Below are 24840 nucleotides of genomic sequence, written 5' to 3'. Positions count from 1 at the left end.
GAGCCCCATGAACCGAAGCCTGCTTTACAAACTTGGCGCCATTGCGCTGCTGATGTTGCTGTTGCTGATTCCGTTGATGATGATCGATGGCCTCATCAGTGATCGTCAGCAAAGGCGCGATGAGGTATTGGCGGATATCGCCCGTAGCTCCAGTTACCCACAGCGCCTCACCGGGCCGGTGATGGTGGTGCCGTATCGCAGGACCGTGCGCGAGTGGAAGCTCAATGAAAAACTCAATCAACGCTACGAAGAAACCCGTGAAGAACGCGGTCGTCTGTATTTCCTGCCGGAGCGGTTTGAACTCGATGGCCAGGTGCACACCGAGCTGCGTACGCGTGGCATCTACCAGGCGCGGCTGTTCCATGCCGACAACCGCATCAGCGGGCGTTTCGAGTTGCCTGAGCAGTTGGGCATTACCGAGCATTTTGCCGATTACCGCTTTGAACCGGCGTTTCTGGCGGTGGGTGTCAGCGATATTCGCGGCATCGAAAATGCGCTGAAACTGGAACTGGGCAGCCAGCGCCTCGCGTTCGCACCGGGCTCTCTGGTGGACTGGCTGGGGGAGGGCGTGCACGTGGCGCTGCCGGCGCTGGACAGCCACAAGCCCGCCGCGCTGGAGTTCGCGTTCGACCTGCGCCTGCAAGGCACCGAACAGCTGCACGTGTTGCCAGTGGGCAAGACCAGCCAGGTGTCACTTGCTTCCAACTGGCCGCACCCCAGCTTTATCGGCAACTTCCTGCCGACGCAACGGGACGTGACGAACAAGGGCTTTACTGCTCGCTGGCAAACCTCGTTTTTCGCCACCAACCTGGAGCAAGCCCTGCAAAGCTGCCTGGACCGCCAGGCCTGTGAGGACTTCAACAACCGCAGCTTCGGCGTGAACTTCATCGATCCGGTGGACCAATACCTCAAGAGCGACCGCGCGATCAAATACGCGTTGCTGTTCATCGCCCTGACTTTTGGCGGCTTCTTCCTGTTCGAAGTGCTGAAGAACCTGGCGCTGCACCCGATCCAGTACGGCCTGGTGGGCGCGGCCCTGGCGTTCTTTTATCTGCTGCTGTTGTCGTTGGCCGAGCACCTGGGGTTCGCCTTGGCCTACCTGATCTCGGCGAGTGCCGGTGTGCTGTTGATCGGCTTTTACCTGTGCCATGTGCTGCGCAGCCTTGCCCATGGCCTGCGGTTTTCGGCGGGGTTGGCGGCGCTGTATGGCTTGTTGTACGGGCTGCTCAGCGCCGAGGATTATGCGCTGCTGATGGGATCGCTGTTGCTGTTCGCCCTGCTCGGCACGGTGATGGTGCTGACGCGCAAACTGGACTGGTACGGCGTGGGCCGGCGCAAGGGGATTGAGCAATGATGGGCTTGCGCGAGGATCAACAGTTAAGGGACCAGTTGCTGAGCAGGATCAACACGCTGTTGTGGCGAGCGTGCTTGCCCCGCGCTGGGCTGCGCAGCAGCCCCAAAACCAGCCGCAGAGGAGTGCCTGAAGCACCGCAATCTGCTTGAGGGGGCTGCTTCGCAGCCCAGCGCGGGGCAAGCCCGCTCGCCACAGAATGTCAGGCAGGCGGCTGGGTCTGCAGCATCGAAGGCCGCTGGCTGACCTCGGCATACCACTGCGCAAGCCTGGGGTTATCCGCCCGCCATTGCAGGTCCGGATGGCGGAAATCAAGGTAGCCCAAGGCACAGGCCACGCTGATGGCGGCGATGTCGAAATGGCTGGCCAGCTCGGCCATCGCATCCTGTTCCAGCTCGGCGAGGGTGCGGCGTATCTTAATGCGTTGTTCGTCCAGCCACGCAGCCCAGTGTTTTTCCACCGGGCGCAGGGCGAGCTCGTAGCGCGTCAGCACGGCGGCATCGAGAATGCCGTCGGCCATCGAGGCCAATGTGAGGCGACGCCAGCGGGCTGAGCCGTCGCGAGGGATCAGTGGGTTGCCGACGTGCTGGTGGTCGAGGTAATCGAGGATCACCCGGCTGTCGTGCAGCCTGCTGCCATCGGCCAGGCGCAGGGCCGGGATCTTGCCGACAGGGTTGCCTTGCACCACCTGGGCGTCCGGACTGACCGGCGTCGGCACGCAGTCGTGCAGGGCCACGCGGTCCTGCTGGCCGGTCTCGATCAGCAGCACACGGACTTTGCGCACGAAGGGTGAAGCGGGGTTGTGGAACAAGGTCATGCTGGGCGTGGACATGGGTATTCCTCGAAGTGGGCTGGGGCCTAGCCTATGAGGTTGGGCGATGGCTGGCGAGGAGATTGTGGTGTTTTTTCGGGCCTCATCGGGAGCAAGCCCCCTCCCACATTTGAAAGTATTCACACTTCAAAATGTGGGAGGGGGCTTGCTCCCGATAGCGCATTCAGCCGCGCCGCGCCAACAACCCCCAGGCGCCAATCACCGCAGGAACCCCCAGCCCCACCCAGCTCAAAACGTCCCAGAGCCCGTCGCCCAGCAGCGCCGCAAACAGCCCGGCGGCACTGAGCAGGCCGATCCCCAGCGGTATGCCAAACACCTTCCAGAAACTCGACTGGCGCGGCTTCATGCCTTGCCCGCCTTGCGCCGCACGAGCCACAGGTACACCCCGCTGCCCAGCACAATGATGGTCAGCACATCCAGTACCGCCCACAGAATTTTCATCGGCATGCCGCCGTAGTCACCAAAATGCAACGGCTGCGACATGCCCATGGCGTCCATGTACCACGGCCGTTCGGCGATGGCGGTGACGGTCAGGGTGCGGGCGTCGATCAGTACCGGCGTGAGCAGGTGCGAGGTCAGGTGCGTGCTGCCTTTCATGAACACGGCGTAGTGGTGCTCGCTGGAAAAGCGTGTGCCGGGGAAGGCGATGAAGTCCGGCTGCATGCCCGGCGCGGCCTTGGCGGCAATGCTCAGCAACTCGCTGACCGGTGCGCGCTGCGTCAGCGGCGGGGCGTTCTTGTAGGGTTCGATCATGGCGCTGAGGCTGTCGGTGCGCCAGGCGGCGATGATCAGGTCGGCACAGGCACTGATCACGCCGGTCACGCCCACCACCAGCGCCCAGGTCAGGGTAACCGCGCCGAGCAGGTTGTGCAGGTCGAGCCAGCGCAGGCGCGTGGATTTATCCTGGCGCACCGTGCCGAATTTCAAGCGGCGCATGAACGGCAGGTACAGCACCGTGCCGGAGACAATCGCCAACACAAACAGCAAGCCCATGAACGCCAGCAACAACTTGCCCGGCAGGCCGGCGAACATGTCCACATGCAGGCGCAGCACGAACAGCGTAAAACCGCCATTGGCCGAGGGCATCTCCACCGATTCACCGGTGCGTGCGTCGAGCATGAAGGTGTGCGACGAATTGGGCTCGGTGCCGGCGGTCGCCGCCATGATCGCGATTACCCCGTTTTTGTCGTCCTCGTCCCAGGCCAAATACTGCATGGCCTCGCCCGGGCGATGGGCCTGGGCTTTGGCGACCAGTCGTTCCAGATCGAGCTGCGGTGTGTCGGCCGGCATCTGCGCAAGCGTCGGCTCATTGCCCAGCAGGTGGTCGATCTCATGATGAAACACCAGCGGCAGCCCGGTGAGGGCGAGCAGCAACAGGAATACGGTGCAGATCAGGCTGGTCCAGGTGTGGATGAAGGACCAGCGGCGGATGGTTTTGCTTTTCATTTTTCTAGCCTTCAAACGCACCGAAGCCGTCCCGGAGGACGGCTTGGTGGTTAACTCAGCGGATTACCACTGATAAGTGGCACTGGCGACTACGCTGCGTTGGTCGCCGAAGTAGCAGTAGGAGCCGTCGCAGGTGGAAATGTAATCCTTGTTGAACAGGTTAGTGACGTTCACTTTCACCGACGCACCCTTGAGGCTATTGTCCAGTCGGCCCAGGTCATAGTGTACGGCGCCGTCGAACACGGTGTAGGCATTGGCTTTGCCGGCCCAGGTGTTGGCCTGGTCGCCATAGGTGTTGCCGGTGTAGCGCGCGCCAAAGCCGATACCGAAACCGTCGAGTGGTCCGGTATGCCAGGTGTAGTCGGTCCACAGCGAGGCTTGCTGATTGGGGATCAGTTGCAGCCGGTTGCCTTTGTACTGGCCCTTTTGCACTTCAGACTTGGCCAGGGTGTAGGCCGCGATTACCTTGAGGTTATCGGTCACGTCAGACACGGCTTCCAATTCCAGGCCCTTGACCTTCACTTCGCCGGTCTGATCGGTGACCGAGGCACCACCGGACTGGAAGCTGGTGACTTGTACATTCTTCTGCGTCAGGTCGTAGACCGCGGCACTGAGCAGTGTGTTGGAGCCGGGCGGCTGGTATTTGATCCCCAGTTCCCACTGCTGGCCTTCGGTCGGTTTGAACGACTGGACGGGGTCTACGCTGGCGTTGCTCGCGGGCTGGAACGACTCGGCGTAGGAAAGGTAGGGCACGAAACCTGAATCGAACACATAGCTCAGCGCCGCGTTGCCACTGAAGTTCTTGCTGCGGTCGGTATTGGTGGCGTCGTTTTTATTGAAGTAGGTTGTGCCCTGGTGTACCCAGTCTTCACGGCCGCCAAGGGTCAGGCGCCAGTTATCGAGGGCCATTTGGTCCTGCACGTAAAGGCCGGTCTGCACGGTTTTCTGGTTGTAATCGTAGAAGGCCGTTGAGCGCGCCGGGCGTACGATCGGCTGACCGTAGACCGGGTTGAAAATGTTGGTGGTGCCGCCGTCGCCGAAAATCGCCAGGTAAGAGGTATCGGTGCGCTGATGATCCAGACCCAGCAGCAGAGTGTGAGTGATGTCGCCGGTGGCGAAGTCAGCCTGGAAATTGTTATCCACTGCGAACTGGCTGATGTCCTCGTCCACGTTGGTCGAGGAGCGGCTGATATTGCCATTGGCATCAGCAGGGGAGAACGCGAAGGAGCCGACCGTCAGTTGTTGGAACGCCAATTCGGACTTGGTGTAGCGTAGGTTCTGCTTGAATTGCCAAGTATCGTTGAAGCGATGCTCGAAAGCATAGCCGAGTGCGTAGTAGGTACGGTCGTAGAAGTCGTAATCGGGATCGCCAAGGTTCTTGTGGTGGGAAACCTCGCCTAGCGGTGATTTGATCTTGGTGCCTTGGATCGGCAGGAACTGGCTGGTGGTGCCGGTATCATCGCGGGTGAACTGTGACAGCAGGGTCAACTTGGTGTCGGTATCGATATTCCAGGTCAGGCTGGGCGCGATGTTGTAGCGCTTATTGTCGATATGGTCGACCTGGGTGCCAGCATCACGCAGCACACCGCTGAGGCTGTAGAGAAACCGTCCTTCGTCATCGATTTTGCCGGTGCTGTCAAAGTTGATCTGGCGGTAGTTGTCACTGCCGTACTGCACCTGCACTGCGTTACTCGGTTCTGCGCTGGGACGCCGGCTGACCATGTCCAGCAGACCGCCCGGCGGGGTCTGGCCATAGACCGACGAGGCCGGGCCGCGCAGCAGGGCGAGGCGGTCCAGATTCCACGTTTCGGCTTTAGGGTTGGCGTACACACCGCGCGGCAGTGGCAGGCCGTCGAGGAATTGGGTGGGTTCGAAGCCGCGTACGCGCATCCAGTCGTAGCGTGTGTCGCTGCCGTAGCTGGCGGACACAATGCCGGGCATGTATTTGACGGCATCGTCCAGGTTCTGGACGTTGCGATCCTGCATCTGCTCGCGGGTGGCAACGGAAATCGAGCGCGGTGCTTCGACCAGTGCAGTGTCGGTCTTGGTGCCGGCGGCGGTGCGCTTGGCCAGGTAACCCTCCACCGGCCCCCACGCACTTTCATAATTGCCCTGCCCGATAACGCTGGTCTGCGGCAACGCCACAACCCCGTCCGGAATCGGCACCAACGTAAACGTCCCTGCCGTGCCTTGCTCCAGTTGCAGCCCCGTCCCGCGCAAGGCTTCACGCAGTGCGCTCTGCGCATCGAACTGGCCCTTGACCGGTGCCGAGGTCTTGCCGGCGGCGAGCGTCGGGTTGAGGGTCAGCGCAAGGCCGGCCTGACTGGCGATCTGGTTGAGGGTGCTGGCCAGGGGCGCGGACGGCAGGTTGTAGGCGCGCACGCTTGCGGCGTGTTCGGCGGCGAGCAGCAAGGGGCTGGCGAGCGGGGCGCCGAGGGCAATGGCCACGGCTAACAGGCTGGGGCGCAACAAGGTGTCGAGCGTGCGGGACATGAAGGGGCGGCTCCTGATGGAAATAGTTCTCGATTGCCTAGGAGCCGGATGAGAATGGGAAAGTGATAGGGCGGGCGGTAAATATTTTTTGGGTTGTTGTTGAGGGCCTCATCGGGGGTAAGCCCCTCCCGCATTTCAAGGCCTGGCGCGCACCGTCACCCACCACGGTGTGTGCTGCTCGATTTGCACCGGCAGCGTCGGCAGCAATGCATTGAGCGCCAGGTTGGTATCGCGCAGCGGGAAGCTGCCGGTGATGCGCAGGTCGGCCACGTTTTTATCCACGTCCAGGTGGCCGCTGCGGTAGCGGCCGAGCTCCTTGATCACGTCAGCGAGACGCGCGTTGTCGACCACCAGCATGCCGCGCGTCCAAGCGTCGCTGCCGGGGGTGACGGCCAGCAAGGGGCCCAAACCATCGCTGCGCATCAGCACTTGCTGGCCGGCCTTGACCACCTGTGCCTGGTGCTGCGCCTCAGGCTGCGCGGCCACGGCCGACTGCAACACGCTCAGGCGCGTGGCGTGGTCTTCGCGCTTGACGATGAACCGCGTGCCCAGCGCCCGCAGGCTGCCGTCGGGGGTTTGCACGTAAAACGGGCGCGCGTCGTCATGGCCGGTTTCGATCAGAATTTCCCCGGCCTGCAACACGATCAGGCGGCGCTTTTCGTCGAAGCGCACGTCGATGGCGCTGTGGGTGTTGAGGTTGATCGAGGTGCCATCGGCCAGTGTCAGCGTGCGCTGCTCGCCGGTGGCGGTGCGTTGGTCGGCGAGCCAGTAATGCAGCGGCACGTAGCGCTCGCCGGCAAACAACGCCAGCCCGCACACCAGCGCGATACTCGCCAGGCCCCGCCCCAGTTTGCGTACGCGTTGGCGAATGCCTTCGCGCGACTGCAGCAAGGCCGCCCGCGCCGGGCCCGAGGCTGCGCTGAAACGCTGATCGAGCATGCCCAGCTGGCGCCAGGCGCGGGCGTGCTCGGCATCGCTGGCCAGCCATCTGCGCAATTCTTCCTGTTCCACCGCGCTGGCGTCGCCCGCGTCGAGGGACAGTTGCCAGGCAATCGCGGCATCCAGCACCCGCGCCGAGACCGGTTTGGCACCTATCACAGCGGCTGGCCGTACAAGGCGATGTAGCACTGGCGAATCCCCTGGGCCAGGTACTGGCGCACGCGGGGCACCGAGACGCCCAGGCGCTGGGCGATTTCGGCGTGGCCCATGCCGTCCAGGCGACTGTGCAGAAACGCGGCGCGAGCCTTGCTCGACAGTTTGCCGAGCAGGCGGTCGATGGCCTTGAGGTCTTCGAGGATCAATTGCTGTTCTTCGGGCGAGGGGTGTTCGCTTTGCGGGATCAGCATCAATTCGGTGAGGTAGGCCTGTTCCAGCGCCGCGCGGCGGAAGTAGTCGAACAGCAGGCCTTTGGCGATGGCCACCAAAAAGGCACGTGGCTCGCGGGGTTCGCGCAGCTCGGCACGTCCCAGCAGGCGCACGAAGGTGTCCTGACTCAAGTCTTCGGCGCGGCTGGCGCAGGCCACGTTGCGCCGCAGCCAGGCCAGCAGCCAGCCACGATGGTCGCGATACAACGCACCAACAAGCTCACTGTGGGGAGGCTGGACTGACGACAAGGCATCACCGGATAAACGAATTGTTTAGACTAACGAGAATTATTCGCGATTGTGGCAGAGGCATTGGATGGGCGCAATTGGCGTTTGTCGGGAGGTGGCATTAAAACGATGGCGCGTGTTTGCGCCGTCTCCATTGGCCCAAGCGCTCCTGCAAGGCCTTCGGTGAGTCGATGTGCTGCCGGCGCGCGCGGCTGAACAGAATCAGCATCAGTTCCGCCGTGGCCAGGGCATCGGCGCTGGCGTGATGGCGTTCGCCCACCCGCAGGCCAAAGTGGTGGATCCAATCGTCCAGCCCGGCTTCACGCAGTGGCGCGTCGGGGCACAGCAGCGGGGCGATCTCGGCCACGTCGAGGAACGGGTGGGCCAGGCGATAGCCCAGGCTGTCCTTGAGCGCGCGGCCCAGCATGTGTTGATCGAACGGCGCATGGAAGGCCAGCAGCGGGCTGTCGCCGATAAACGCCATGAAGTCCAGCAGCGCCTCCGCCGGGTCGCTGCCGGCGGCGATGGCGCTGGGGCCCAGGCCGTGGATCAGCACGCTGGGGCTGAGCCGGTTGTCGGCGCGGTGCAGCGTGCGTTCGAACAGTTGCGAGAAGTCCACCGCACCGTCCTCAATGACCACGGCGCCGATGGACAGCACCTGGTCGCGGTTAAGGTTCAGACCGCTGGTTTCCAGGTCCACCACCACCCAGCGCTGGCTGCGCAAAGAACCGTCGCCCAGTGCGCAGGGTGAGGGCAGTTGCACCAGGCGTTGCTGCTGCGCCGCGTCGAGCCGCGGTTTTGTCTTGCGCAGCCAGCTGAACAGGCTCACAGCTGATACCGAAATGTCAGGCTGCTCTGCAGGCGTTGGGCCTGGCGCAGGGATTCGCGCAGGATAAGGCGGTCCAGGTGGTTGAGGCTGTCGGGGTCGACGCGGTTGGAGTACGGCTGGTTTTCCCGGCTTTGCAGTTGGTGCTGCTGCATGCGGGTCTGCTGGATAAAGTGATAGGCCTCTTCATACGCAGCGCCGTCCAGCGGCTCGATCACGGCCTTGATCACCAACTGACGCAGGCGCTCCAGGGTGTTATTGGCGTGAATGCCATTGGCCAGGGCCAGCAGTCGCGCGCCGTCAACGAATGGCGTAAGGCCCTGCACCTTGAGATCGAGGGTGGCCTTTTCGGCGCCGTTGCGCGTCAGCACGAAGTCGCGAAAGCGCCCAACCGGCGGGCGCTGGCGCAGGGCGTTCTCGGCCAGCATGCGCTGGAAGAGGCGGTTGTCGGCGACCTGGTCAAGGACGCCCTGGCGCAGTTGCTCACAGCCCTGCTCATCGCCCCACACCACGCGCAGGTCGAAATAGATGCTCGAGCCCAGCAGGTTTTCCGGGGTGGCCTCGCGGATGAACGCCGCAAACCGGCGTGCCCATTCAGAGCGAGACAGGCACAGCTCGGGGTTGCCGGCCATGATGTTGCCCTTGCACAGGCTGAAGCCGCACAGCGCCAGGCTCTGATTGATCTGCTGCGCCAACGGCAGCAGGCGCCCGCGTCGCTCGGCGGCTTCGGCGGCGTCTCTGGCCTCGAACAGGATGCCGTTGTCCTGATCGGTGTAGAGCGTCTGTTCGCGGCGTCCTTCGCTGCCGAAGCACAGCCAACTGAACGGCACGCCCGGGTCGCCCTTTTCGGCGAGGGTCAGTTCGATCACCCGGCACACGGTGTGGTCGTTGAGCAGCGTGATGATGTGGGTGATCTGGGTAGACGAGGCACCGTGGGCGAGCATGCGCTCCACCAGTTGACCGATCTCGCCGCGCATCGCCACCAGGTTGTCGACCCTGGGCGCGTTGCGGATGGTGCGGGCCAGGTGCACCAGGTCGACCCGTTGCAGGGAAAACAGGTCGCGCTCGGACACCACGCCGCACAGGCGCTGGTCCTTGACCAGGCACACGTGGGCGATGTGCCGTTCGGTCATGGCGATAGCGGCGTCGAAAGCGCTGTGGTCCGGGGTGAGAAAAAACGGCGCCTGGGTCATGTGCCCCGCGATGGCCTGGCTGAAGTCACCGGTGCCGTCGGCCACCACCTGGCGCAGGTCGCGCAGGGTGAAAATGCCCAGGGGCGCCTGCTGGTCGTCGACGATCACGATGCTGCCCACTTGCTGTTCATGCATCAGCGTCACGGCTTCGCGCAGCGGTGTCTGCGGGCTGCACATCACCGGATGGCGCATGGCCAGGTCGCCCAGGCGGGTGTTCAGGGAGTATTGGGTGCCGAGGGTTTCCACGGCCTTTTGCTGCACCTGCTGGTTGACCTGGTCCAGCAGGCTGCTGACGCCGCGCAAGGCGAAATCGCGGAACGGGCTGGACAGCGCAAACAGCTTGATAAAGGCCGGCTTGTTCAGTTGCAGGCAGAAGGTGTCTTCGGCGGCTTTGTGTTCGGTGCGGGTTGCTCGTTCACCGAGCAATGCGGCCAGCGGAAAGCATTCGCCGGTGGTGATTTCGAAGGTGGTTTCGGTCGAGTCCGGGCGTTCACCCACCACGCGGCCTTGCTTGACGATATAGAAGTGCTCCACCGGCCCGCCCGACGGTTTGAGGATGCTGTCGCCGGTGCCGTAAAAGCGCAGCTGGCATTGCTCCACCAGAAACGCCAGGTGCGCGTTCTCCATCTGGTTGAACGGCGAAAAGCGCTGCAGGAATTGCAGGGTGCCGTGGATGTTCTGCAAGACGGCGGTTTTTCCCGCCTGGGCGAAAGCATCAGCTTTACTCATAACAGTGACCGCAATGTTTTTGTCGTTATCGTGCTGCATGGTCGGCTGGCGCACGGCGGGTGCCCATTGGACGTAAGTCTAGGTAGCGAAGTGACTGCACGGACTAGGGAAAAACCCTATGGGACTACCGTGCAAACCCCGTGGAACGCCCACTAGGCAAAGTTTCCGACGAAGTGCACATTGAACGCCCTTGCGCAGATGTCTGACGAGTGTGCTGCGAGATTGAATAGAACTGCTGAGAACTGTATGTCCGACCACGATATTTTGAGTGATGCCGAGCGCGAGGCGCTGAGCGCCGTGATGCTGGAACCTGATTTACCGCCACAGCGTGTATTGATTGTTGATGACGACAAGGATGCGCGTGAACTGTTGGCGGAGATTCTGGGGCTGGACGGTATTCGCTGCATGACGGCCGACAGTGGTGAGGCAGCGTGGGAGTTATTGAAAACCAGCAGCTCGATCGGCTTGTTGATTACCGACCTGCGCATGGCTCCCGGGAGTGGTCTTGAGCTGATCCGCCAGGTGCGTGAGTCCACCCGCGCGGCGTTGCCGATCATCATTATGTCGGGGGACGCCGAGGCGCCGGATGTGATTGATGCGATGCATTTGAGCGTGGTGGATTTTTTGCTCAAGCCGATTGATAGCGTGAAGTTGGCGCAGATGGTGAAGCGGGAGTTGGGGATGATTTCCTGATGGTGAGGTGACGGTGCTGGCCTCATCGGGAGCAAGCCCCCTCCCACATGTCGAGCTGTGAATACCTTGCAGATGTGCGAGGGGACTTGCTCCCGATAGCGCCACTCCAGTGACCCTGAAACCAAAGAAAAAGCCCTGATCTCTCGATCAGGGCTTTTTCATTTACAGGCCGTTTTTAGCCTTGAACTCCCGACGCCTGCGGTGCAACACCGGCTCGGTGTAACCATTGGGCTGTTTGGTCCCTTCAATCACCAGTTCCACCGCGGCCTGAAACGCGATGTTGCTGTCGAAGTCCGGCGCCAACGGCCGGTACAGCGCATCCCCGGCATTCTGGCGGTCCACCACCGGCGCCATGCGCTTGAGGCTTTCCAGCACCTGGGCTTCGCTGACGATGCCGTGGCGCAGCCAGTTGGCAATGTGCTGGCTGGAAATACGCAGGGTGGCGCGGTCTTCCATCAGGCCAACATCGTTGATGTCCGGGACTTTGGAGCAGCCCACACCCTGGTCAATCCAGCGCACCACGTAACCGAGGATGCCCTGGGCGTTGTTGTCCAGTTCGTTGCGGATTTCTTCGTCGGACCAATCGGTAGAGCCGGCCAGCGGAATCGTCAGGATATCGTCCACCGAGGCGCGTTCGCGCTGGGCAAGTTCCACCTGGCGGGCGAATACGTCGACCTTGTGATAGTGCAACGCATGCAGGGCGGCGGCGGTTGGCGACGGCACCCAGGCGGTGTTGGCACCGGCCAGGGGGTGAGCGATTTTCTGTTCGAGCATGGCGGCCATCAGGTCGGGCATGGCCCACATGCCTTTGCCGATCTGGGCGCGGCCCTGCAGGCCGGCGCGCAGGCCAATGTCGACGTTCCAGTTTTCGTAGGCGCCGATCCATTTTTCCGCTTTCATGGCGGCCTTGCGCACCATCGCGCCGGCTTCCATGGAGGTGTGGATTTCATCGCCGGTGCGGTCGAGGAAGCCGGTGTTGATGAACACCACGCGCTCGCTGGCCGCCTGGATGCAGGCCTTGAGGTTGACAGTGGTGCGGCGCTCCTCGTCCATGATCCCGACCTTGAGGGTGTTGCGTGGCAGGTTCAGCACGTCTTCGATGCGACCGAACAACTCGTTGGTGAACGCCACTTCTTCGGGGCCATGCATCTTCGGTTTGACGATGTACACCGAGCCAGTGCGGCTGTTGCTGCGGCTGCTGTTGCCGTTGAGGCTGTGGATCGCCGCCAGGCTGGTGAGCAGGCCGTCGAGAATGCCTTCGGGCACTTCGTTGCCGTGTTTGTCGAGGATCGCGTCGATGGTCATCAGATGACCGACGTTGCGCACGAACAGCAGCGAACGGCCGTGCAGCGTCACGTCCTCGCCGTGCACGCCGGTGTAGACGCGGTCGGGGTTCATGGTGCGGGTGAAGGTGGTGCCGCCCTTGGCGACTTCTTCAGCCAGGTCGCCCTTCATCAGGCCGAGCCAGTTGCGGTAGATCACCACTTTATCGTCGGCATCGACGGCGGCGACGGAGTCTTCGCAGTCCATGATGGTGGTGAGTGCGGCTTCCATCAGGATGTCTTTGATGCCGGCGGCATCGGTCTGGCCAACCGGGGTGCTGGCGTCGATCTGGATTTCGAAATGCAGGCCGTTGTTTTTCAGCAGGATTGCAATCGGCGCGGCTGCCGGGCCCTGGAAGCCAATGAGCTGGGCATCGTCGCGCAGGCCACTGTTGCTGCCACCTTTAAGGGCCACGATGAGCACGCCATCGACGATTTTGTAGCCGGTGGACTCGGCGTGGCTGCCGGCGCTGAGTGGCGCAGCCTGGTCAAGGAAGGCGCGGGCGAAGGCGATGACCTTGTCGCCACGCACCTTGTTGTAGCCCTTGCCCTTCTCGGCGCCGTCGGCTTCGCTGATGGCGTCGGTGCCATAGAGCGCGTCGTACAGCGAACCCCAGCGGGCGTTGGAGGCGTTGAGGGCAAAGCGCGCGTTCATTACCGGCACCACCAGCTGCGGGCCGGCCATGCGGGCGATTTCGTCGTCGACGTTTTCAGTGGTGGCCTGGAAGTCTGCGACTTCCGGCAGCAGGTAGCCGATCTCTTGCAGGAAGGCTTTATAGGCCACCGCGTCGTGGGCCTGGCCGGCGTGAGCCTGGTGCCAGGCGTCGATCTGCGCCTGGAAATCGTCGCGTTTGGCGAGCAGGGCCTTGTTCTTCGGCGCAAGGTCGTGAATGACCTGGTCGGCGCCGGCCCAGAACTGCTCGGCCGTGAGGCCGGTGCCGGGAATCGCTTCGTTGTTGACGAAGTCGAACAGGACTTTGGCGACCTGCAGGCCACCGACTTGAACGTGTTCAGTCATTGCTTGCCTCACTCTGCGGAGCTTATGCGCTTAATCTGATGATCATTATGTAGTGCCCGGTTGGGCATACTACATGATGACTTGTGCTTGTGAATATCAGACTCAATACGTCGTTTAGCGACCCATTTTGATCATGCGGTCACAGCGAAGAGCCGGATGTTCTCAAGAAACCGTTGGATTGTTCCAGATAAAAATAAAAATGGTACACGATTTGTTTTCGAGGGCCTGCGGGTCCACTTTGTAGATTGATTTCCAGAGGGCTTCGCCATGGACCATCTTGTACTCACAATTATCGCCGCCGACAAACCCGGCCTCGTCGAACGCATCGCGCAGAACATTGCCGCCCACGGTGGCAACTGGCTGGAAAGCCGCATGGCCCATATGGCCGGGCAGTTTGCCGGGATTCTGCGGGTGAGCGTGCCGGCCGAGAGCCGACAGGCGCTGGTGGGCGCGCTGGAGGACCTGTCCACCCATGGCATTCGTGTGCTGGTGGGCGAGGGCAGCAGCGGGCAGGCGTCGACGTCCAAGTCGATTGTGATGACGCTGCTGGGCAATGACCGCTCGGGCATCGTGCGCGAGATTACCGCGCTGCTCAGCCGCCAGGGCGTCAACCTGGAGCGCCTGAGCACCGATGTGCGCCCGGCGCCCATGAGTGGCGACCCGCTGTTCAGTGCCGAAGCCCTGCTGCAGGTGCCGTCCGGTTTGTCCCTGGAAACCCTGCAGGAATCCCTGGAGACCCTCGCCGATGACTTGATGGTGGAGCTGCGCAGCGAGGAGTGATCAGCGTTTGCGCGCATTCAACCCGATATCCACGCTGTACACCGCCAGCCCGGCCCAGATGAACGCGAAGGCAATCAGCGTGGCCGGCGCCAGGTGCTCGCCGAACAGCAGCACGGCCTGGAGCAGCACCAGAGTGGGCGCTATGTACTGCAAAAAACCCAAGGTGGTGTAGGGCAGATGCCGTGCGGCGGCGTTGAAACACACCAGCGGCACCAGCGTGACCGGACCGGCTGCGACCAGCCACCAGGCTTCGGATGTGCTCCAGAATGCCATCTGCGCGCTGTGGGCCGAAGGGTTGAACAGCAACCACGCCACGGCAATCGGCACCAGCATCCAGGTTTCCACCACCAGCCCCGGCAGCGCCTTGACCGGCGCCTGCTTGCGGATCAGCCCGTAGAAACCGAAGGTCAGCGCCAGCACCAGCGACACCCACGGCAAACTGCCGACCTGCCACACCTGCTGCGCCACACCCACCGCCGCCAGGCCCACGGCCACCCATTGCAGGCGGCGCAGGCGCTCGCCGAGGATCAGCATGCCCAGCAGCACATTCACCAGTGGGTTGATGTAGTAACCCAGGCTTGCTTCGAGCATGCGCCCGCTGTTCACCGACCACACATAAGTCAGCCAGTTGGCCGCAATCAACGAACCGCTGAGGGCCAGGATCGCCAGGCGCCTGGGGTTGTCGCGCAGCTCGCGCCACCAGCCCGGGTGTTTCCACACCATCAGCAACAAACCGCCGAACAGCGCCGACCACAACACCCGGTGCACGATGATCTCGACGGCGGGCACGCTGGCGATGGCTTTGAAGTAGAGCGGGAACAGGCCCCAGATGATGTAGGCGCTAAGGCCCAGGATGTAGCCCTTGCGGGGGGTGGCGGCGTGCATGCGGAATCCTTGCTCGGGCAACTGACAAAGGCGTGATTGTAAGGATATTTGTCAGCCTGGGGGATTGGCTTTGCTTTATGTGCGAGGGGACTTGCTCTCGATAGCGGTGTGACAGCCAATCCCGCTTTAGCTGACACACCGTCATCGGGAGCACGCCCCCTCCCACCGGTTAAAACAGCTTCAGGGGTTCTTCGTTGAGCGCCGACAGCTGCTCGCGCAACGCCAGCACCTGGTCGCCCCAATAACGCTCGCTGCCGAACCAGGGGAAACTGTGGGGGAACGCCGGGTCGTCCCAACGCCGGGCCAGCCAGGCGCTGTAGTGCATCAGGCGCAGGGCGCGCAGCGGTTCGATCAGCGCCAGTTCGCGGGGGTCGAAGTCATGGAATTCCTGGTAGCCATCCATCAATTCCGACAGTTGCCCCAGGCATTCCTGGCGATCACCGGCGAGCATCATCCACAGGTCCTGCACCGCCGGGCCCATGCGGCAGTCGTCCAGGTCGACGATGTGGAACATTTCGTCACGGCACATCATGTTGCCGGGGTGACAATCGCCGTGCATGCGGATGTTCTTGTGCGGCGTGGCCTTGTACACCTCTTCCACGCGCTTGAGCAGGTCGCGGGCGACCGACTCGTAGGCGGGCAGCAGGCTTTTGGGGATGAAGTTGCCTTCGAGCAGGGTGGTGAGGGAGTCGTGGCCGAAGTTCTTCACACCCAGGGCTTCGCGGTGTTCGAACGGGCGGGTTGAGCCCACCGCATGCAGTCGGCCGAGCAGTTGCCCAAGGCGGTGCAGTTGATCAAGGTTGCCCGGCTCCGGCGCGCGGCCACCCCGGCGTGGAAACAGCGTGAAGCGGAACCCGGCGTGTTCGAACAGGCTTTCACCGTTGTGGATCATCGGCGCAACCACCGGCACGTCGCACTCGGCCAGCTCGAAGGTGAAGCGGTGTTCCTCGAGGATCGCCTCGCTGGTCCAGCGCTGCGGCCGATAGAACTTGGCGATCAGCGGCTCGCTGTCTTCGATGCCCACCTGATACACGCGGTTTTCGTAGCTGTTGAGCGCCAGCACGCGCGCATCGCTGAGAAAACCGATGCTTTCGACGGCGTCGAGGACCAGGTCGGGGGTGAGTGTTTCAAACGGGTGGGCCATGCGAACTCCTGCGCGCAGCAGGGCGCCGCGTCGGGCCTCGTATGGTAGCGCACCGGGACTGGGATAGGTGGTTGTCTGTGGCGAGCAGGCTTGTCCTGCGTTGGGGTGCGAAGCGCCCCCAATTCAGCAAAACGCGGTGTACCTGATACGGCTCAGAGCCTGGCTTTGGGGCTGCTGCGCAGCCCAACGCAGGACAAGCCTGCTCGCCACAGTAAGCCCGCTCTCCACAGGGTTTTTGGGTTGGCCGAGATCAAGGTAGGCGGCTGTAGCGGTCAGGCGCCGACAATGCCCCCATCGTCGCGCCGGATCGCGACCACGGAGGACCGCGGCTTGCCATTGGGCAGATGCTCCGGCCAGGTCGAGCCGCCGGTTTCGCCTGGATGCTGAATCCCCACGAACAGCGTCTTCTGATCCGGCGAAAAGCTGATGCCCGTCACCTCGCACGCCACCGGCCCGACCATGAAGCGGCGGATCTCGCCGGTATTCGGGTCGGCGCAGAGCATCTGGTTATTGCCCATGCCCGCGAAGTCGCCGGCATTGCTGTAGTCGCCATCGGTGAGGATCCACAAGCGCCCGGCCTTGTCGAACCCCAGGCCATCGGGGCTGTTGAACATGTTCTGCGGGTTGATGTTGGACGAGCCGCCCTTGGGCTGGCCGGCGTGCACGCCGGGGTTGCCGGCGACCACAAACAGGTCCCAGCTGAATGTGCTGCTGCCATGGTTATCGGCATCGGCCTTCCAGCGCAGAATCTGGCCATACACGTTTTTCTCGCGCGGGTTGGGCCCGCCCACCGGCTGGCCGTCTTCGCCGCGCTTGGCGTTGTTGGTGAGGGTGCAGTAGACCTGGCCGTCCGTGGGGCTCACCACGATCCATTCCGGGCGATCCATGCGTGTGGCCTTGACGATGCTGGCGGCCAGGCGTGCGTGGATCAGCACTTCGGCCTGGCTGGCAAACCCGCTGCTGGCGTCGATGCCGTTTTTACCGTGGGTCAGCTCGACCCATTGGCCCTTGCCCCTTGGATGATCCGCATCGCCATCGCCTGCGTCGAAGATCGCCACGTACAAGGTGCCGTGGTCGAGCAGGTCTCTGTTGGCCTTGGGGTTATCGTGGATGATCGGGTCGCGGCTGATGAATTTGTAGATGAATTCGCCGCGCTCGTCGTCGCCCATGTACACCACGGCGCGGCCATCGCGGGTTTCGGCCAGGGCCGCGTTTTCGTGCTTGAAGCGGCCCAGGGCAGTGCGCTTGACCGGGGTGGATTGCGGGTCGAACGGGTCAATCTCCACCACCCAGCCGTGGCGATTGAGTTCGTTGGGGTTTTTGGCCATGTCGAAACGCGGGTCATGGGGGTGCCAGTTGATTTCTTTGCTGGCGGCGACCACGCCGTAGCGTTTTTGCGCGGCATCGAAGCTCTGCTGCGGGTTGCTGCTGCCGAAACAGTCGGTGAAATTTTCTTCGCAGGTCAGGTACGTGCCCCATGGAGTCTTGCCGTTGGCGCAGTTCTGGAAGGTGCCGAGGACTTTTTTGCCGGTGTTGTCGGCGCTGGTTTTCAGCCAGGCGTGGCCGGCGGCGGGGCCGCTCAGGCGGATCGGCGAGTTGCCGTGGATGCGTCGGTTGTAGCGCGAGTCCTGAACGAACTGCCAGGTGTCGCCGCTGCGCCGCACCTCGATCACCGACACGCCTTCGCTGGCCAAGGCCTTGCGCACGTCTTCGGCCGACTGCGGCGCGCCGCCGTGGGCATAGAGGTAGCGGTAGTTGGTGTACTCGTTGTTGATCGCCAGCAGCGCGCGGTTGTCGTCGCCGGGAAAGGCGAACAGGCTCATGCCGTCGTTGTTGTCGCCGAACTGCTGTTCCTGGGCCTTGGCGCTGCCGTTGCCGGACGGGTCGAACGCCGGCGCGTGCCTGCTCAGCGGCTGGCCCCAGCTGATCAGCACCGAAGCGTTGTAACCCGGCGGCAGGGTGATGGTGTCGCGGGTATCGGCGGCGATGCCGGCAAAGCCCAGCAGCGGGCTGGCGGAGGCGGCGTTGACCGCGAGGGCGCTGCGGCTGAGCAGGTTGCCGCCGAGGAACATCGCGGCCCCACACAGGGCGCCGGCGCCGATAAAGCGGCGGCGGGTGAGGCCGACCATCTGTTCAAGGTCGGTGGCTTGGTTTTCTTCTAATAGGTTCATTGCAGGCTCCCAGCGGTTTTTGCAGACACCTTAAGGAGCACGCGTGACGAAATTGTTGCAGGTTGAAGACGGTCAGCCCCTACGCGGGCGTGCCGAGCAGGACATTGCCGGGCGCGAACTGCACCTGGATCGGCTGGCCTGCGACGGCATTGAGTGCCTTGAGCGCGGCCGGCTGCGCCAGGGCGCATAACACCGGGCCATTGGGCAGGAGGATGCGCACTTCGCTGGGGCCGTCATCGGCGTCGAGAATCGTCTCGATTCTACCGCTCAGGCAATTGTGTCCAGGTGTTGCGGCGTGCTCCGTTGCCAGCAGTTCCAGCCAACCGGCCTTGATCAGGGCCACCACTTCCACGCCTGGCTCCAGCTCCAGCCGTTGTGTGCTGTCGTGGGTGATGCGCGCGTCCAGAGTGAGCCCGCCGGGCAGTTCCAGGCGAATCAGGTCGTTACGGCCCTGGGCCTGGATGGCGATGACCTGGCCGTGCAACTGGTTGCGCGCGCTGGTGCGCAACATCAAGCGTCCCAGCAGGTTGAAGTCGCGGGCGGCCTCGTCCGAACCGAGCACTTCGGCCTGCAAGGCCTGCAAGCGCTGATAGAGGCGCAATACGCGCTCGCCTTCAAGCGTCAGCCTGGCGCCGCCACCGCCCTTGCCGCCGACGCTGCGTTCCACCAACGGCTTTTGCGCGAGGTTATTGAGTTCATCAATTGCGTCCCAGGCGGCCTTGTAACTCAAACCGGCCGCTTTGGCGGCGCGGGTGATGGAGCCCTGCTCGGCAATATGCCCGAGCAGGGCAATGCGTTGCGGGCGGCGGATGATGTGCTGGCTGAGAGAGGTGGGCAGAGACATGGGCACACGCTGCAGTGGGATGAGCGGACGTTGCCGCCGTGGCGCATGAGAGTCAAGCGCCGGGCTTGGGCGTGCGGGCCAGGCAGTACACGTCGACCCGGCGTGCGCCGGCGCCCATCAACAGCCGCGCCAGGCTGTGGGCGGTGGCGCCGGTGGTGAGGACGTCGTCCACCAGCGCCAGGTGACGGCCTTGCACCTGGGCGCCGGGGGCCAGGGTGAAGGCGCGCAGCAGATTGCGTTTGCGTGTTTTGCCGTCGAGGTCCTGCTGGGCCACGGTTTCGAAGGGCCGCAGCAGCAGGTGGGGGTCGCAGGGGATATCGAGGTCGGTGCTGAGCCAGCGCGCCAGCATCAGCGCCTGGTTGTAGCCGCGCTCGCGCAAGCGCCTGGGCGCCATGGGCACCGGCAGCAGGCAGTCGGGGCGCGTGAGTTCGGTGGTGTCGAAGCGGTGTTGCAGATAGACCCCGAACAAGCGCCCCAGCATGTGCCCGAGGGGCCAGCGGGCCTGGTGCTTGAAGCGACTGATCAGGGTGTCGACGGGAAAGCTGAACGTCCAGGGCGCGATCACGTGTTTAAACGCCGGCGGTTGCGTGTGGCATTGGCCGCATATCAGGCCGTCCATCGGCAGGGGCAGGGCGCAGACTTCGCATGCATCCATCAGCCAGGGCAGCTCGGTTTCGCAGGCGTTGCACACACAATCGATGGATTGGGTCGCTTCATCGCAGACTAAACAGGTTTGGTTGTTTTTTAACCAGATGTAAACTTCGTGTTTGAGGTTAAGTTGACAGTGCATGAATCTTCCTTAAATATGCCGAGCATCCGTGTCGTGCCTGTGGGTATTGCCCTTCCCGCAGCGTCTGCCCAAGCATAATCAAGGAATCGCCCATGAGCGCCAGCCTCACTGCCACTCTTCGTCACGACTGGTCTTTGGCCGAAGTCAAAGCACTGTTCGTGCAGCCGTTCAATGACCTGTTGTTCCAGGCGCAGACCGTGCACCGCGCGCATTTCGACGCCAACCGCGTGCAGGTGTCGACCCTGCTGTCGATCAAAACCGGCGCCTGCCCGGAAGATTGCAAATATTGTCCGCAGTCGGGCCACTACAACACCGGCCTGGAAAAAGAAAAGCTGATGGAAGTGCAGAAGGTCCTCGAAGAGGCCGCCCGCGCCAAGGCGATCGGGTCGACCCGCTTCTGCATGGGCGCGGCGTGGAAACACCCGTCGGCCAAGGACATGCCTTACGTGCTGGAGATGGTCAAGGGCGTAAAGGCCATGGGTCTGGAAACCTGCATGACCCTCGGCCGTCTCGACCAGGACCAGACCGAAGCACTGGCCCAGGCCGGCCTCGATTACTACAACCACAACCTGGATACGTCGCCGGAGTTCTACGGCAGCATCATCACCACCCGCACCTACGGCGAGCGCCTGCAAACCCTGGCCTACGTGCGCGATTCGGGGATGAAGATCTGCTCCGGCGGCATCCTCGGCATGGGCGAGTCCCTCGACGACCGCGCCAACCTGCTGATCCAGCTGGCCAACCTGCCGGAGCATCCGGAGTCGGTGCCGATCAACATGCTGGTGAAAGTGGCCGGCACACCGCTGGAAAACGCCGAGGACATCGACCCGTTCGATTTCATCCGCATGCTCGCCGTGGCCCGCATCCTGATGCCGCAGTCCCATGTGCGGCTGTCGGCCGGCCGTGAGGCGATGAACGAGCAGATGCAGGCGCTGGCGTTTTTTGCCGGGGCCAACTCGATCTTCTACGGCGACAAACTGCTGACCACCGCCAACCCGCAGGCGGACAAGGACATGCAACTGTTCTCGCGCCTGGGGATTTTGCCGGAGGCCCGTGAAGAGCACGCCGATGAAGTGCACCAGGCGGCGATTGAGCAGGCGCTGGTGGAGCAGAAGAGCAGCGAGCAGTTCTATAACGCTGCTGTTTGATTGATTGAGATGAGAGACCAGTGTGCGAGGGGGCTTGCTCCCGATGAGGGCGTGTCAGTCGGTACATGCATTGACTGATACACCGCTATCGGGAGCAAGCCCCCTCCCACAGTTTTGGCCGAGTTGAATCTGATAAAACCGAGGCCTCATGTCCTTCGATCTCGCCGCGCGCCTTGCTGCCCGCCGTGCCGAACACCTCTATCGCCAGCGCCCGTTGCTGCAGAGCCCGCAAGGGCCGCAGGTAGTGGTCGACGGTCAGCCGTTGCTCGCCTTTTGCAACAACGACTACCTGGGCCTGGCCAATCACCCGCAGGTGATCGAAGCCTGGCGTGCCGGTGCGTCGCGCTGGGGCGTGGGCGGCGGCGCTTCGCACCTGGTGGTGGGCCATGCCACGCCGCACCATGAACTGGAAGAAGCGCTGGCCGACCTTACTGGTCGCCCACGTGCGCTGTTGTTCACCACCGGCTACATGGCCAACCTCGGCGCGGTCACGGCGTTGGTGGGGCAGGGCGATACGGTGCTTGAGGACCGTCTCAATCATGCCTCGCTGCTGGATGCCGGTCTGTTGTCCGGCGCGCGCTTCAATCGCTACCTGCACAACGATGCCCAGAGTCTGGCCAAGCGCCTGGAGAAAGCCACCGGCAATACGCTGGTGGTCACCGATGGCGTGTTCAGCATGGACGGCGACCTGGCCGACCTGCCCGCGCTGGCCCGTGCAACCCGCGCCAAAGGTGCCTGGTTGATGGTGGACGACGCCCATGGCTTTGGTCCGCTGGGCGCCAATGGGGGTGGCATCGTTGAGCATTTCGGCTTGAGCCAGGAGGACGTGCCGGTGCTGGTCGGCACCCTGGGCAAGGCGTTCGGCACCGCCGGCGCGTTTGTGGCGGGCAGTGAGGAACTGATCGAAAGCCTGATCCAGTTCGCCCGGCCGTATATCTACACCACCAGCCAACCGCCGGCGCTGGCCTGCGCCACGCTTAAAAGCCTTGAGCTGTTGCGCACCGAGCATTGGCGGCGTGAGCACCTCAACGGGCTGATCCGCCAGTTCCGCCGGGGGGCCGAGCAGATGGGCCTGGCGCTGATGAACAGTTTCACGCCGATCCAGCCGATCCTGATTGGCGACAGCGCCAAGGCCATGCGCCTGTCGCAGCGGCTGCGCGAGCGCGGCATCATGGTGACCGCTATCCGCCCGCCCACCGTGCCCGCCGGCAGCGCCCGGTTGCGCGTGACGTTGACGGCAGCCCACAGCGAGGCGCAGGTGCAACAGCTGCTTGACGCATTGGAAGCGTGTTTCTGCCTGGAGGCCGAGCATGCGTGACCGCCTGATTCTGCTGCCCGGCTGGGGCCTTGGCGTGTCGCCGCTGGAACCGCTGGCCGCCGCCCTGCGGGGCCTGAACGCCCATCTGCAGGTACAGGTCGAGCCGCTGCCGACGCTGGCGTCCAGCAACCTCGACGAATGGCTGGACGAACTCGATGCCACGCTGCCGGACAACGCCTGGCTGGGCGGCTGGTCGCTGGGCGGCATGCTCGCCTCGGAACTGGCGGCGCGGCGCGGTGAGCGCTGCTGCGGCGTGCTGACGCTGGCGAGCAACCCGTGTTTTGTCGCCCACGATGGCTGGCCTCACGGCATGCCCGCCGAGACCTTCGATGCGTTCCTCGCGGGCTGCCACGCCGATTCCCAGGTCACCCTCAAACGCTTTGGCCTGTTGTGTGCCAAGGGCTGCGCGGACCCTCGCGGGCTGTCGCGCTTGTTGGTCAGTGGCGCGCCGCATAGTGCCCCCGGTGTACTGATGCCGGGCCTGGAGCTGCTCGCCCAAATGGACACCCGCGCCGCCTTGCAGGGGTTTCGCGGGCCGCAGTTGCACCTGTTTGGCGACCTTGACGAACTGGTGCCTGCCGAAGCTGCCGGCCAATTGCTGGCGTTGCTCCCCGATGTGGAAATCGGCCTGATTGAACAGGCCGGTCACGCTTTTCTTCTGGAGGACCCCCACGGTGTCGCGGGGGCCATCCAGGCTTTTTTGCACGAGTGCGTTGATGACTGATCTCTCCCATCCTGCCTTGCCGGGCGCCTTGCCGGACAAGCGCGAGGTCGCCGCCTCTTTTTCCCGCGCCGCTGCCAGCTACGACAGCGTGGCCGAGCTGCAGCGTGCCGTAGGGCATGCGCTGCTGGCTCGTGTGCCGTCTGCCTGCGCGCCACAACGCTGGCTGGACATGGGCTGCGGCACCGGCTATTTCAGCCGTGTGCTGGGCGAGCGCTGGCCTGCAAGCGAAGGCATCGCGCTGGACATTGCCCAAGGCATGCTCAACCACGCGCGGCCGCTGGGTGGCGCCTCTCACTTCATCGCCGGTGATGCCGAACGCTTGCCGCTCAAGGCTGACAGTGTGCAGCTGCTCTTCTCCAGCCTTGCGGTGCAATGGTGTGGCAATTTCGAGGCGGTGCTCGGTGAGGCATCGCGCGTGCTGCAACCGGGCGGGGTGCTGGCCTTTGCCAGCTTGTGCGTGGGCACGCTGGATGAGTTGCGCGAAAGCTGGCGCGCTGCCGATGGCATGGTTCATGTGAATCGCTTCCGCCCGTTCGAGGCCTATCAACGCTTGTGTGCGGCCAGTGGCTTGCGGGTGGTGAGCCTGGAGCGGCGCCCCCATGTGTTGCACTACCCGGATGTGCGCAGCCTGACCCACGAACTGAAGGCGCTGGGGGCACATAACCTGAACCCGGGCCGTCCGGGCGGCCTGACCGGCCGCGCGCGGATGGTTGCGCTGGTGGACGCTTATGAGCAGTTTCGTCAGGCCCAGGGCCTGCCGGCCACTTATCAAGTGGTGTACGCCGTACTGGAGAAACCTTGATGAGCGCTGCGTATTTCATCACCGGCACCGACACCGATGTCGGCAAGACCACCGTTGCCGCCGGCCTGCTGCATGCCGCGCGCCGGGCCGGTAAAAGCACCGCTGCGGGCAAGCCGGTGGCGTCGGGTTGTGAGGTCACGGACGAAGGCTTGCGCAATGCCGATGCCCTGGCGTTGCTGGCCGAATGTTCCGTGCCGCTGAGCTATGCCGAGGTCAACCCGATGGCGTTCGAGCCGGCCATCGCGCCGCATCTGGCGGCGCGCGAGGCGGGTGTGGCATTGACGGTGCCGTCGTTGCTCGGGCCGATGCAGCAAATTCTTGCGCGACAGGCGGATTTCACCTTGATCGAAGGCGCGGGCGGCTGGCGCGTACCCCTGGCGGACCAGGAAAACCTCTCGGACCTGGCCATGGCGCTCAAGCTGCCGGTGATTCTGGTGGTGGGCGTGCGTCTTGGCTGCATCAGCCATGCGCTGCTGACGGCCGAAGCAATTGCGCGGGACGGTTTGACGCTGGCGGGATGGGTGGCCAATATCATCGACCCGGCGACCTCCCGTCTGGAAGAGAACCTCGCCACCTTGGCCGAGCGCCTGCCGGCGCCTTGCCTGGGGCGCGTGCCGAAACTCACGCACGCCGGGGCTGAAGCGGTCGCCGACTACCTGCATTTGCACCTGCTTGACTGATTTTGGCTATCAGCAGGCATTGTGCCATTAGTGTTTTTAGCGGGCCTTTTGCCAGATTG

22 protein-coding genes are annotated in these 24840 nt (G+C 63.5%); 8 read left to right on the top strand and 14 right to left on the bottom strand.

Annotated elements, in window-relative coordinates; genetic code table 11:
* The first annotated feature begins 7 nt into the window (after positions 1 to 7).
* A complete protein-coding gene (gene creD / locus JOE32_RS15080) occupies positions 8 to 1354 on the top strand; it encodes a cell envelope integrity protein CreD (protein WP_209985646.1) in 1347 nt (448 codons plus the stop codon).
* Between the two features lie 199 nt (positions 1355 to 1553).
* Here the strand turns inward: creD and JOE32_RS15075 are convergent, their stop codons facing one another.
* From JOE32_RS15075 to JOE32_RS15040, 8 genes are all read right to left on the bottom strand, one after another.
* The gene (locus JOE32_RS15075) at positions 1554 to 2183 is read right to left on the bottom strand and encodes a glutathione S-transferase (RefSeq protein ID WP_209985643.1); all 630 of its coding nucleotides are present in this window, start codon (positions 2181 to 2183) and stop codon (positions 1554 to 1556) included.
* Between the two features lie 163 nt (positions 2184 to 2346).
* On the bottom strand, positions 2347 to 2529 hold the full coding sequence (locus JOE32_RS15070; RefSeq protein ID WP_209985641.1) for a hypothetical protein: 183 nt from the start codon (positions 2527 to 2529) through the stop codon (positions 2347 to 2349).
* Positions 2526 to 3629, bottom strand: a complete 1104-nt coding sequence (locus JOE32_RS15065) for a PepSY-associated TM helix domain-containing protein (protein WP_209985638.1) — start codon at positions 3627 to 3629, stop codon at positions 2526 to 2528. The genes JOE32_RS15070 and JOE32_RS15065 overlap by 4 nt, the downstream gene beginning before the upstream one ends.
* A 63-nt stretch (positions 3630 to 3692) precedes the next feature.
* The gene (locus JOE32_RS15060; RefSeq protein WP_209985636.1) at positions 3693 to 6122 is read right to left on the bottom strand and encodes a TonB-dependent siderophore receptor; all 2430 of its coding nucleotides are present in this window, start codon (positions 6120 to 6122) and stop codon (positions 3693 to 3695) included.
* A gap of 135 nt (positions 6123 to 6257) precedes the next feature.
* Complete coding sequence (locus JOE32_RS15055; RefSeq protein WP_209985634.1) at positions 6258 to 7220, bottom strand: FecR family protein; 963 nt, start codon at positions 7218 to 7220, stop codon at positions 6258 to 6260.
* Positions 7217 to 7735: an RNA polymerase sigma factor gene (locus JOE32_RS15050; RefSeq protein WP_209985632.1), complete on the bottom strand. Its 519-nt coding sequence runs from the start codon at positions 7733 to 7735 to the stop codon at positions 7217 to 7219. Before JOE32_RS15050 ends, JOE32_RS15055 begins: the two co-directional genes overlap by 4 nt.
* A gap of 100 nt (positions 7736 to 7835) precedes the next feature.
* Complete coding sequence (locus JOE32_RS15045; RefSeq protein WP_209985630.1) at positions 7836 to 8543, bottom strand: 3'-5' exonuclease; 708 nt, start codon at positions 8541 to 8543, stop codon at positions 7836 to 7838.
* Positions 8540 to 10462 (bottom strand): putative nucleotidyltransferase substrate binding domain-containing protein, encoded by a 1923-nt coding sequence (locus JOE32_RS15040; RefSeq protein WP_209985628.1) that lies wholly within the window; start codon positions 10460 to 10462, stop codon positions 8540 to 8542. Before JOE32_RS15040 ends, JOE32_RS15045 begins: the two co-directional genes overlap by 4 nt.
* 246 nt (positions 10463 to 10708) lie before the next feature.
* On the opposite strand from JOE32_RS15040, the gene JOE32_RS15035 reads away from it, so the two are divergent.
* Positions 10709 to 11155 carry a response regulator gene (locus tag JOE32_RS15035; protein ID WP_209985627.1) on the top strand — a complete coding sequence of 149 codons (447 nt, stop codon included), beginning with the start codon at positions 10709 to 10711 and terminating at the stop codon, positions 11153 to 11155.
* A 162-nt stretch (positions 11156 to 11317) separates the two neighbouring features.
* On the opposite strand, the gene JOE32_RS15030 is transcribed toward JOE32_RS15035, so the two are convergent.
* Positions 11318 to 13495 carry a malate synthase G gene (locus tag JOE32_RS15030; RefSeq protein WP_209985624.1) on the bottom strand — a complete coding sequence of 726 codons (2178 nt, stop codon included), beginning with the start codon at positions 13493 to 13495 and terminating at the stop codon, positions 11318 to 11320.
* A 267-nt stretch (positions 13496 to 13762) separates the two neighbouring features.
* On the opposite strand from JOE32_RS15030, the gene JOE32_RS15025 reads away from it, so the two are divergent.
* Positions 13763 to 14275, top strand: a complete 513-nt coding sequence (locus JOE32_RS15025; RefSeq protein WP_209985622.1) for an ACT domain-containing protein — start codon at positions 13763 to 13765, stop codon at positions 14273 to 14275.
* Here the strand turns inward: JOE32_RS15025 and rarD are convergent, their stop codons facing one another.
* The 5 genes from rarD to JOE32_RS15000 all read right to left on the bottom strand — a co-directional run bounded on the left by rarD (position 14276) and on the right by JOE32_RS15000 (position 20109).
* A complete protein-coding gene (rarD, locus tag JOE32_RS15020) occupies positions 14276 to 15160 on the bottom strand; it encodes an EamA family transporter RarD (protein WP_209985619.1) in 885 nt (294 codons plus the stop codon).
* A 169-nt stretch (positions 15161 to 15329) separates the two neighbouring features.
* Complete coding sequence (locus JOE32_RS15015; protein ID WP_209985616.1) at positions 15330 to 16304, bottom strand: serine/threonine protein kinase; 975 nt, start codon at positions 16302 to 16304, stop codon at positions 15330 to 15332.
* Positions 16305 to 16576: 272 nt separating this feature from the next.
* Positions 16577 to 18475, bottom strand: coding sequence for a PhoX family phosphatase (locus tag JOE32_RS15010; RefSeq protein ID WP_209985612.1), 1899 nt, complete (start codon positions 18473 to 18475; stop codon positions 16577 to 16579).
* A gap of 79 nt (positions 18476 to 18554) precedes the next feature.
* Complete coding sequence (locus tag JOE32_RS15005; protein ID WP_209985609.1) at positions 18555 to 19319, bottom strand: TOBE domain-containing protein; 765 nt, start codon at positions 19317 to 19319, stop codon at positions 18555 to 18557.
* Between the two features lie 52 nt (positions 19320 to 19371).
* Complete coding sequence (locus tag JOE32_RS15000; RefSeq protein ID WP_209985604.1) at positions 19372 to 20109, bottom strand: ComF family protein; 738 nt, start codon at positions 20107 to 20109, stop codon at positions 19372 to 19374.
* 92 nt (positions 20110 to 20201) lie between these two features.
* On the opposite strand from JOE32_RS15000, the gene bioB reads away from it, so the two are divergent.
* The 5 genes from bioB to bioD all read left to right on the top strand — a co-directional run bounded on the left by bioB (position 20202) and on the right by bioD (position 24781).
* Complete coding sequence (bioB, locus tag JOE32_RS14995) at positions 20202 to 21257, top strand: biotin synthase BioB (protein ID WP_209985601.1); 1056 nt, start codon at positions 20202 to 20204, stop codon at positions 21255 to 21257.
* A gap of 148 nt (positions 21258 to 21405) precedes the next feature.
* Positions 21406 to 22575 (top strand): 8-amino-7-oxononanoate synthase, encoded by a 1170-nt coding sequence (bioF, locus tag JOE32_RS14990; RefSeq protein WP_209985598.1) that lies wholly within the window; start codon positions 21406 to 21408, stop codon positions 22573 to 22575.
* A complete protein-coding gene (locus JOE32_RS14985) occupies positions 22568 to 23299 on the top strand; it encodes an alpha/beta fold hydrolase (RefSeq protein WP_209985595.1) in 732 nt (243 codons plus the stop codon). The genes bioF and JOE32_RS14985 overlap by 8 nt, the downstream gene beginning before the upstream one ends.
* The gene (gene bioC, locus JOE32_RS14980) at positions 23292 to 24101 is read left to right on the top strand and encodes a malonyl-ACP O-methyltransferase BioC (protein WP_209985592.1); all 810 of its coding nucleotides are present in this window, start codon (positions 23292 to 23294) and stop codon (positions 24099 to 24101) included. The genes JOE32_RS14985 and bioC overlap by 8 nt, the downstream gene beginning before the upstream one ends.
* The gene (bioD, locus tag JOE32_RS14975) at positions 24101 to 24781 is read left to right on the top strand and encodes a dethiobiotin synthase (protein WP_209985590.1); all 681 of its coding nucleotides are present in this window, start codon (positions 24101 to 24103) and stop codon (positions 24779 to 24781) included. The genes bioC and bioD overlap by 1 nt, the downstream gene beginning before the upstream one ends.
* The last annotated feature ends 59 nt before the right edge of the window (positions 24782 to 24840 follow it).

The organism is Pseudomonas sp. PvP025 (genome assembly GCF_017832155.1).
Lineage (GTDB): Bacteria > Pseudomonadota > Gammaproteobacteria > Pseudomonadales > Pseudomonadaceae > Aquipseudomonas.
The sequence above is the reverse complement of the archived record's forward strand: the minus strand, read 5'-3'. Positions and strand labels throughout refer to the sequence as shown.

Coding starts and splice junctions, on each gene's coding strand:
- creD (WP_209985646.1), top strand. CDS start 8: ATGAACCGAAGCCTGCTTTACAAACTTGGCGCCATTGCGCTGCTGATG.
- JOE32_RS15075 (WP_209985643.1), bottom strand. CDS start 2,183: ATGTCCACGCCCAGCATGACCTTGTTCCACAACCCCGCTTCACCCTTC.
- JOE32_RS15070 (WP_209985641.1), bottom strand. CDS start 2,529: ATGAAGCCGCGCCAGTCGAGTTTCTGGAAGGTGTTTGGCATACCGCTG.
- JOE32_RS15065 (WP_209985638.1), bottom strand. CDS start 3,629: ATGAAAAGCAAAACCATCCGCCGCTGGTCCTTCATCCACACCTGGACC.
- JOE32_RS15060 (WP_209985636.1), bottom strand. CDS start 6,122: ATGTCCCGCACGCTCGACACCTTGTTGCGCCCCAGCCTGTTAGCCGTG.
- JOE32_RS15040 (WP_209985628.1), bottom strand. CDS start 10,462: ATGAGTAAAGCTGATGCTTTCGCCCAGGCGGGAAAAACCGCCGTCTTG.
- JOE32_RS15035 (WP_209985627.1), top strand. CDS start 10,709: ATGTCCGACCACGATATTTTGAGTGATGCCGAGCGCGAGGCGCTGAGC.
- JOE32_RS15030 (WP_209985624.1), bottom strand. CDS start 13,495: ATGACTGAACACGTTCAAGTCGGTGGCCTGCAGGTCGCCAAAGTCCTG.
- JOE32_RS15025 (WP_209985622.1), top strand. CDS start 13,763: ATGGACCATCTTGTACTCACAATTATCGCCGCCGACAAACCCGGCCTC.
- rarD (WP_209985619.1), bottom strand. CDS start 15,160: ATGCACGCCGCCACCCCCCGCAAGGGCTACATCCTGGGCCTTAGCGCC.
- JOE32_RS15015 (WP_209985616.1), bottom strand. CDS start 16,304: ATGGCCCACCCGTTTGAAACACTCACCCCCGACCTGGTCCTCGACGCC.
- JOE32_RS15010 (WP_209985612.1), bottom strand. CDS start 18,475: ATGAACCTATTAGAAGAAAACCAAGCCACCGACCTTGAACAGATGGTC.
- JOE32_RS15005 (WP_209985609.1), bottom strand. CDS start 19,319: ATGTCTCTGCCCACCTCTCTCAGCCAGCACATCATCCGCCGCCCGCAA.
- JOE32_RS15000 (WP_209985604.1), bottom strand. CDS start 20,109: ATGCACTGTCAACTTAACCTCAAACACGAAGTTTACATCTGGTTAAAA.
- bioB (WP_209985601.1), top strand. CDS start 20,202: ATGAGCGCCAGCCTCACTGCCACTCTTCGTCACGACTGGTCTTTGGCC.
- bioF (WP_209985598.1), top strand. CDS start 21,406: ATGTCCTTCGATCTCGCCGCGCGCCTTGCTGCCCGCCGTGCCGAACAC.
- JOE32_RS14985 (WP_209985595.1), top strand. CDS start 22,568: ATGCGTGACCGCCTGATTCTGCTGCCCGGCTGGGGCCTTGGCGTGTCG.
- bioC (WP_209985592.1), top strand. CDS start 23,292: ATGACTGATCTCTCCCATCCTGCCTTGCCGGGCGCCTTGCCGGACAAG.
- bioD (WP_209985590.1), top strand. CDS start 24,101: ATGAGCGCTGCGTATTTCATCACCGGCACCGACACCGATGTCGGCAAG.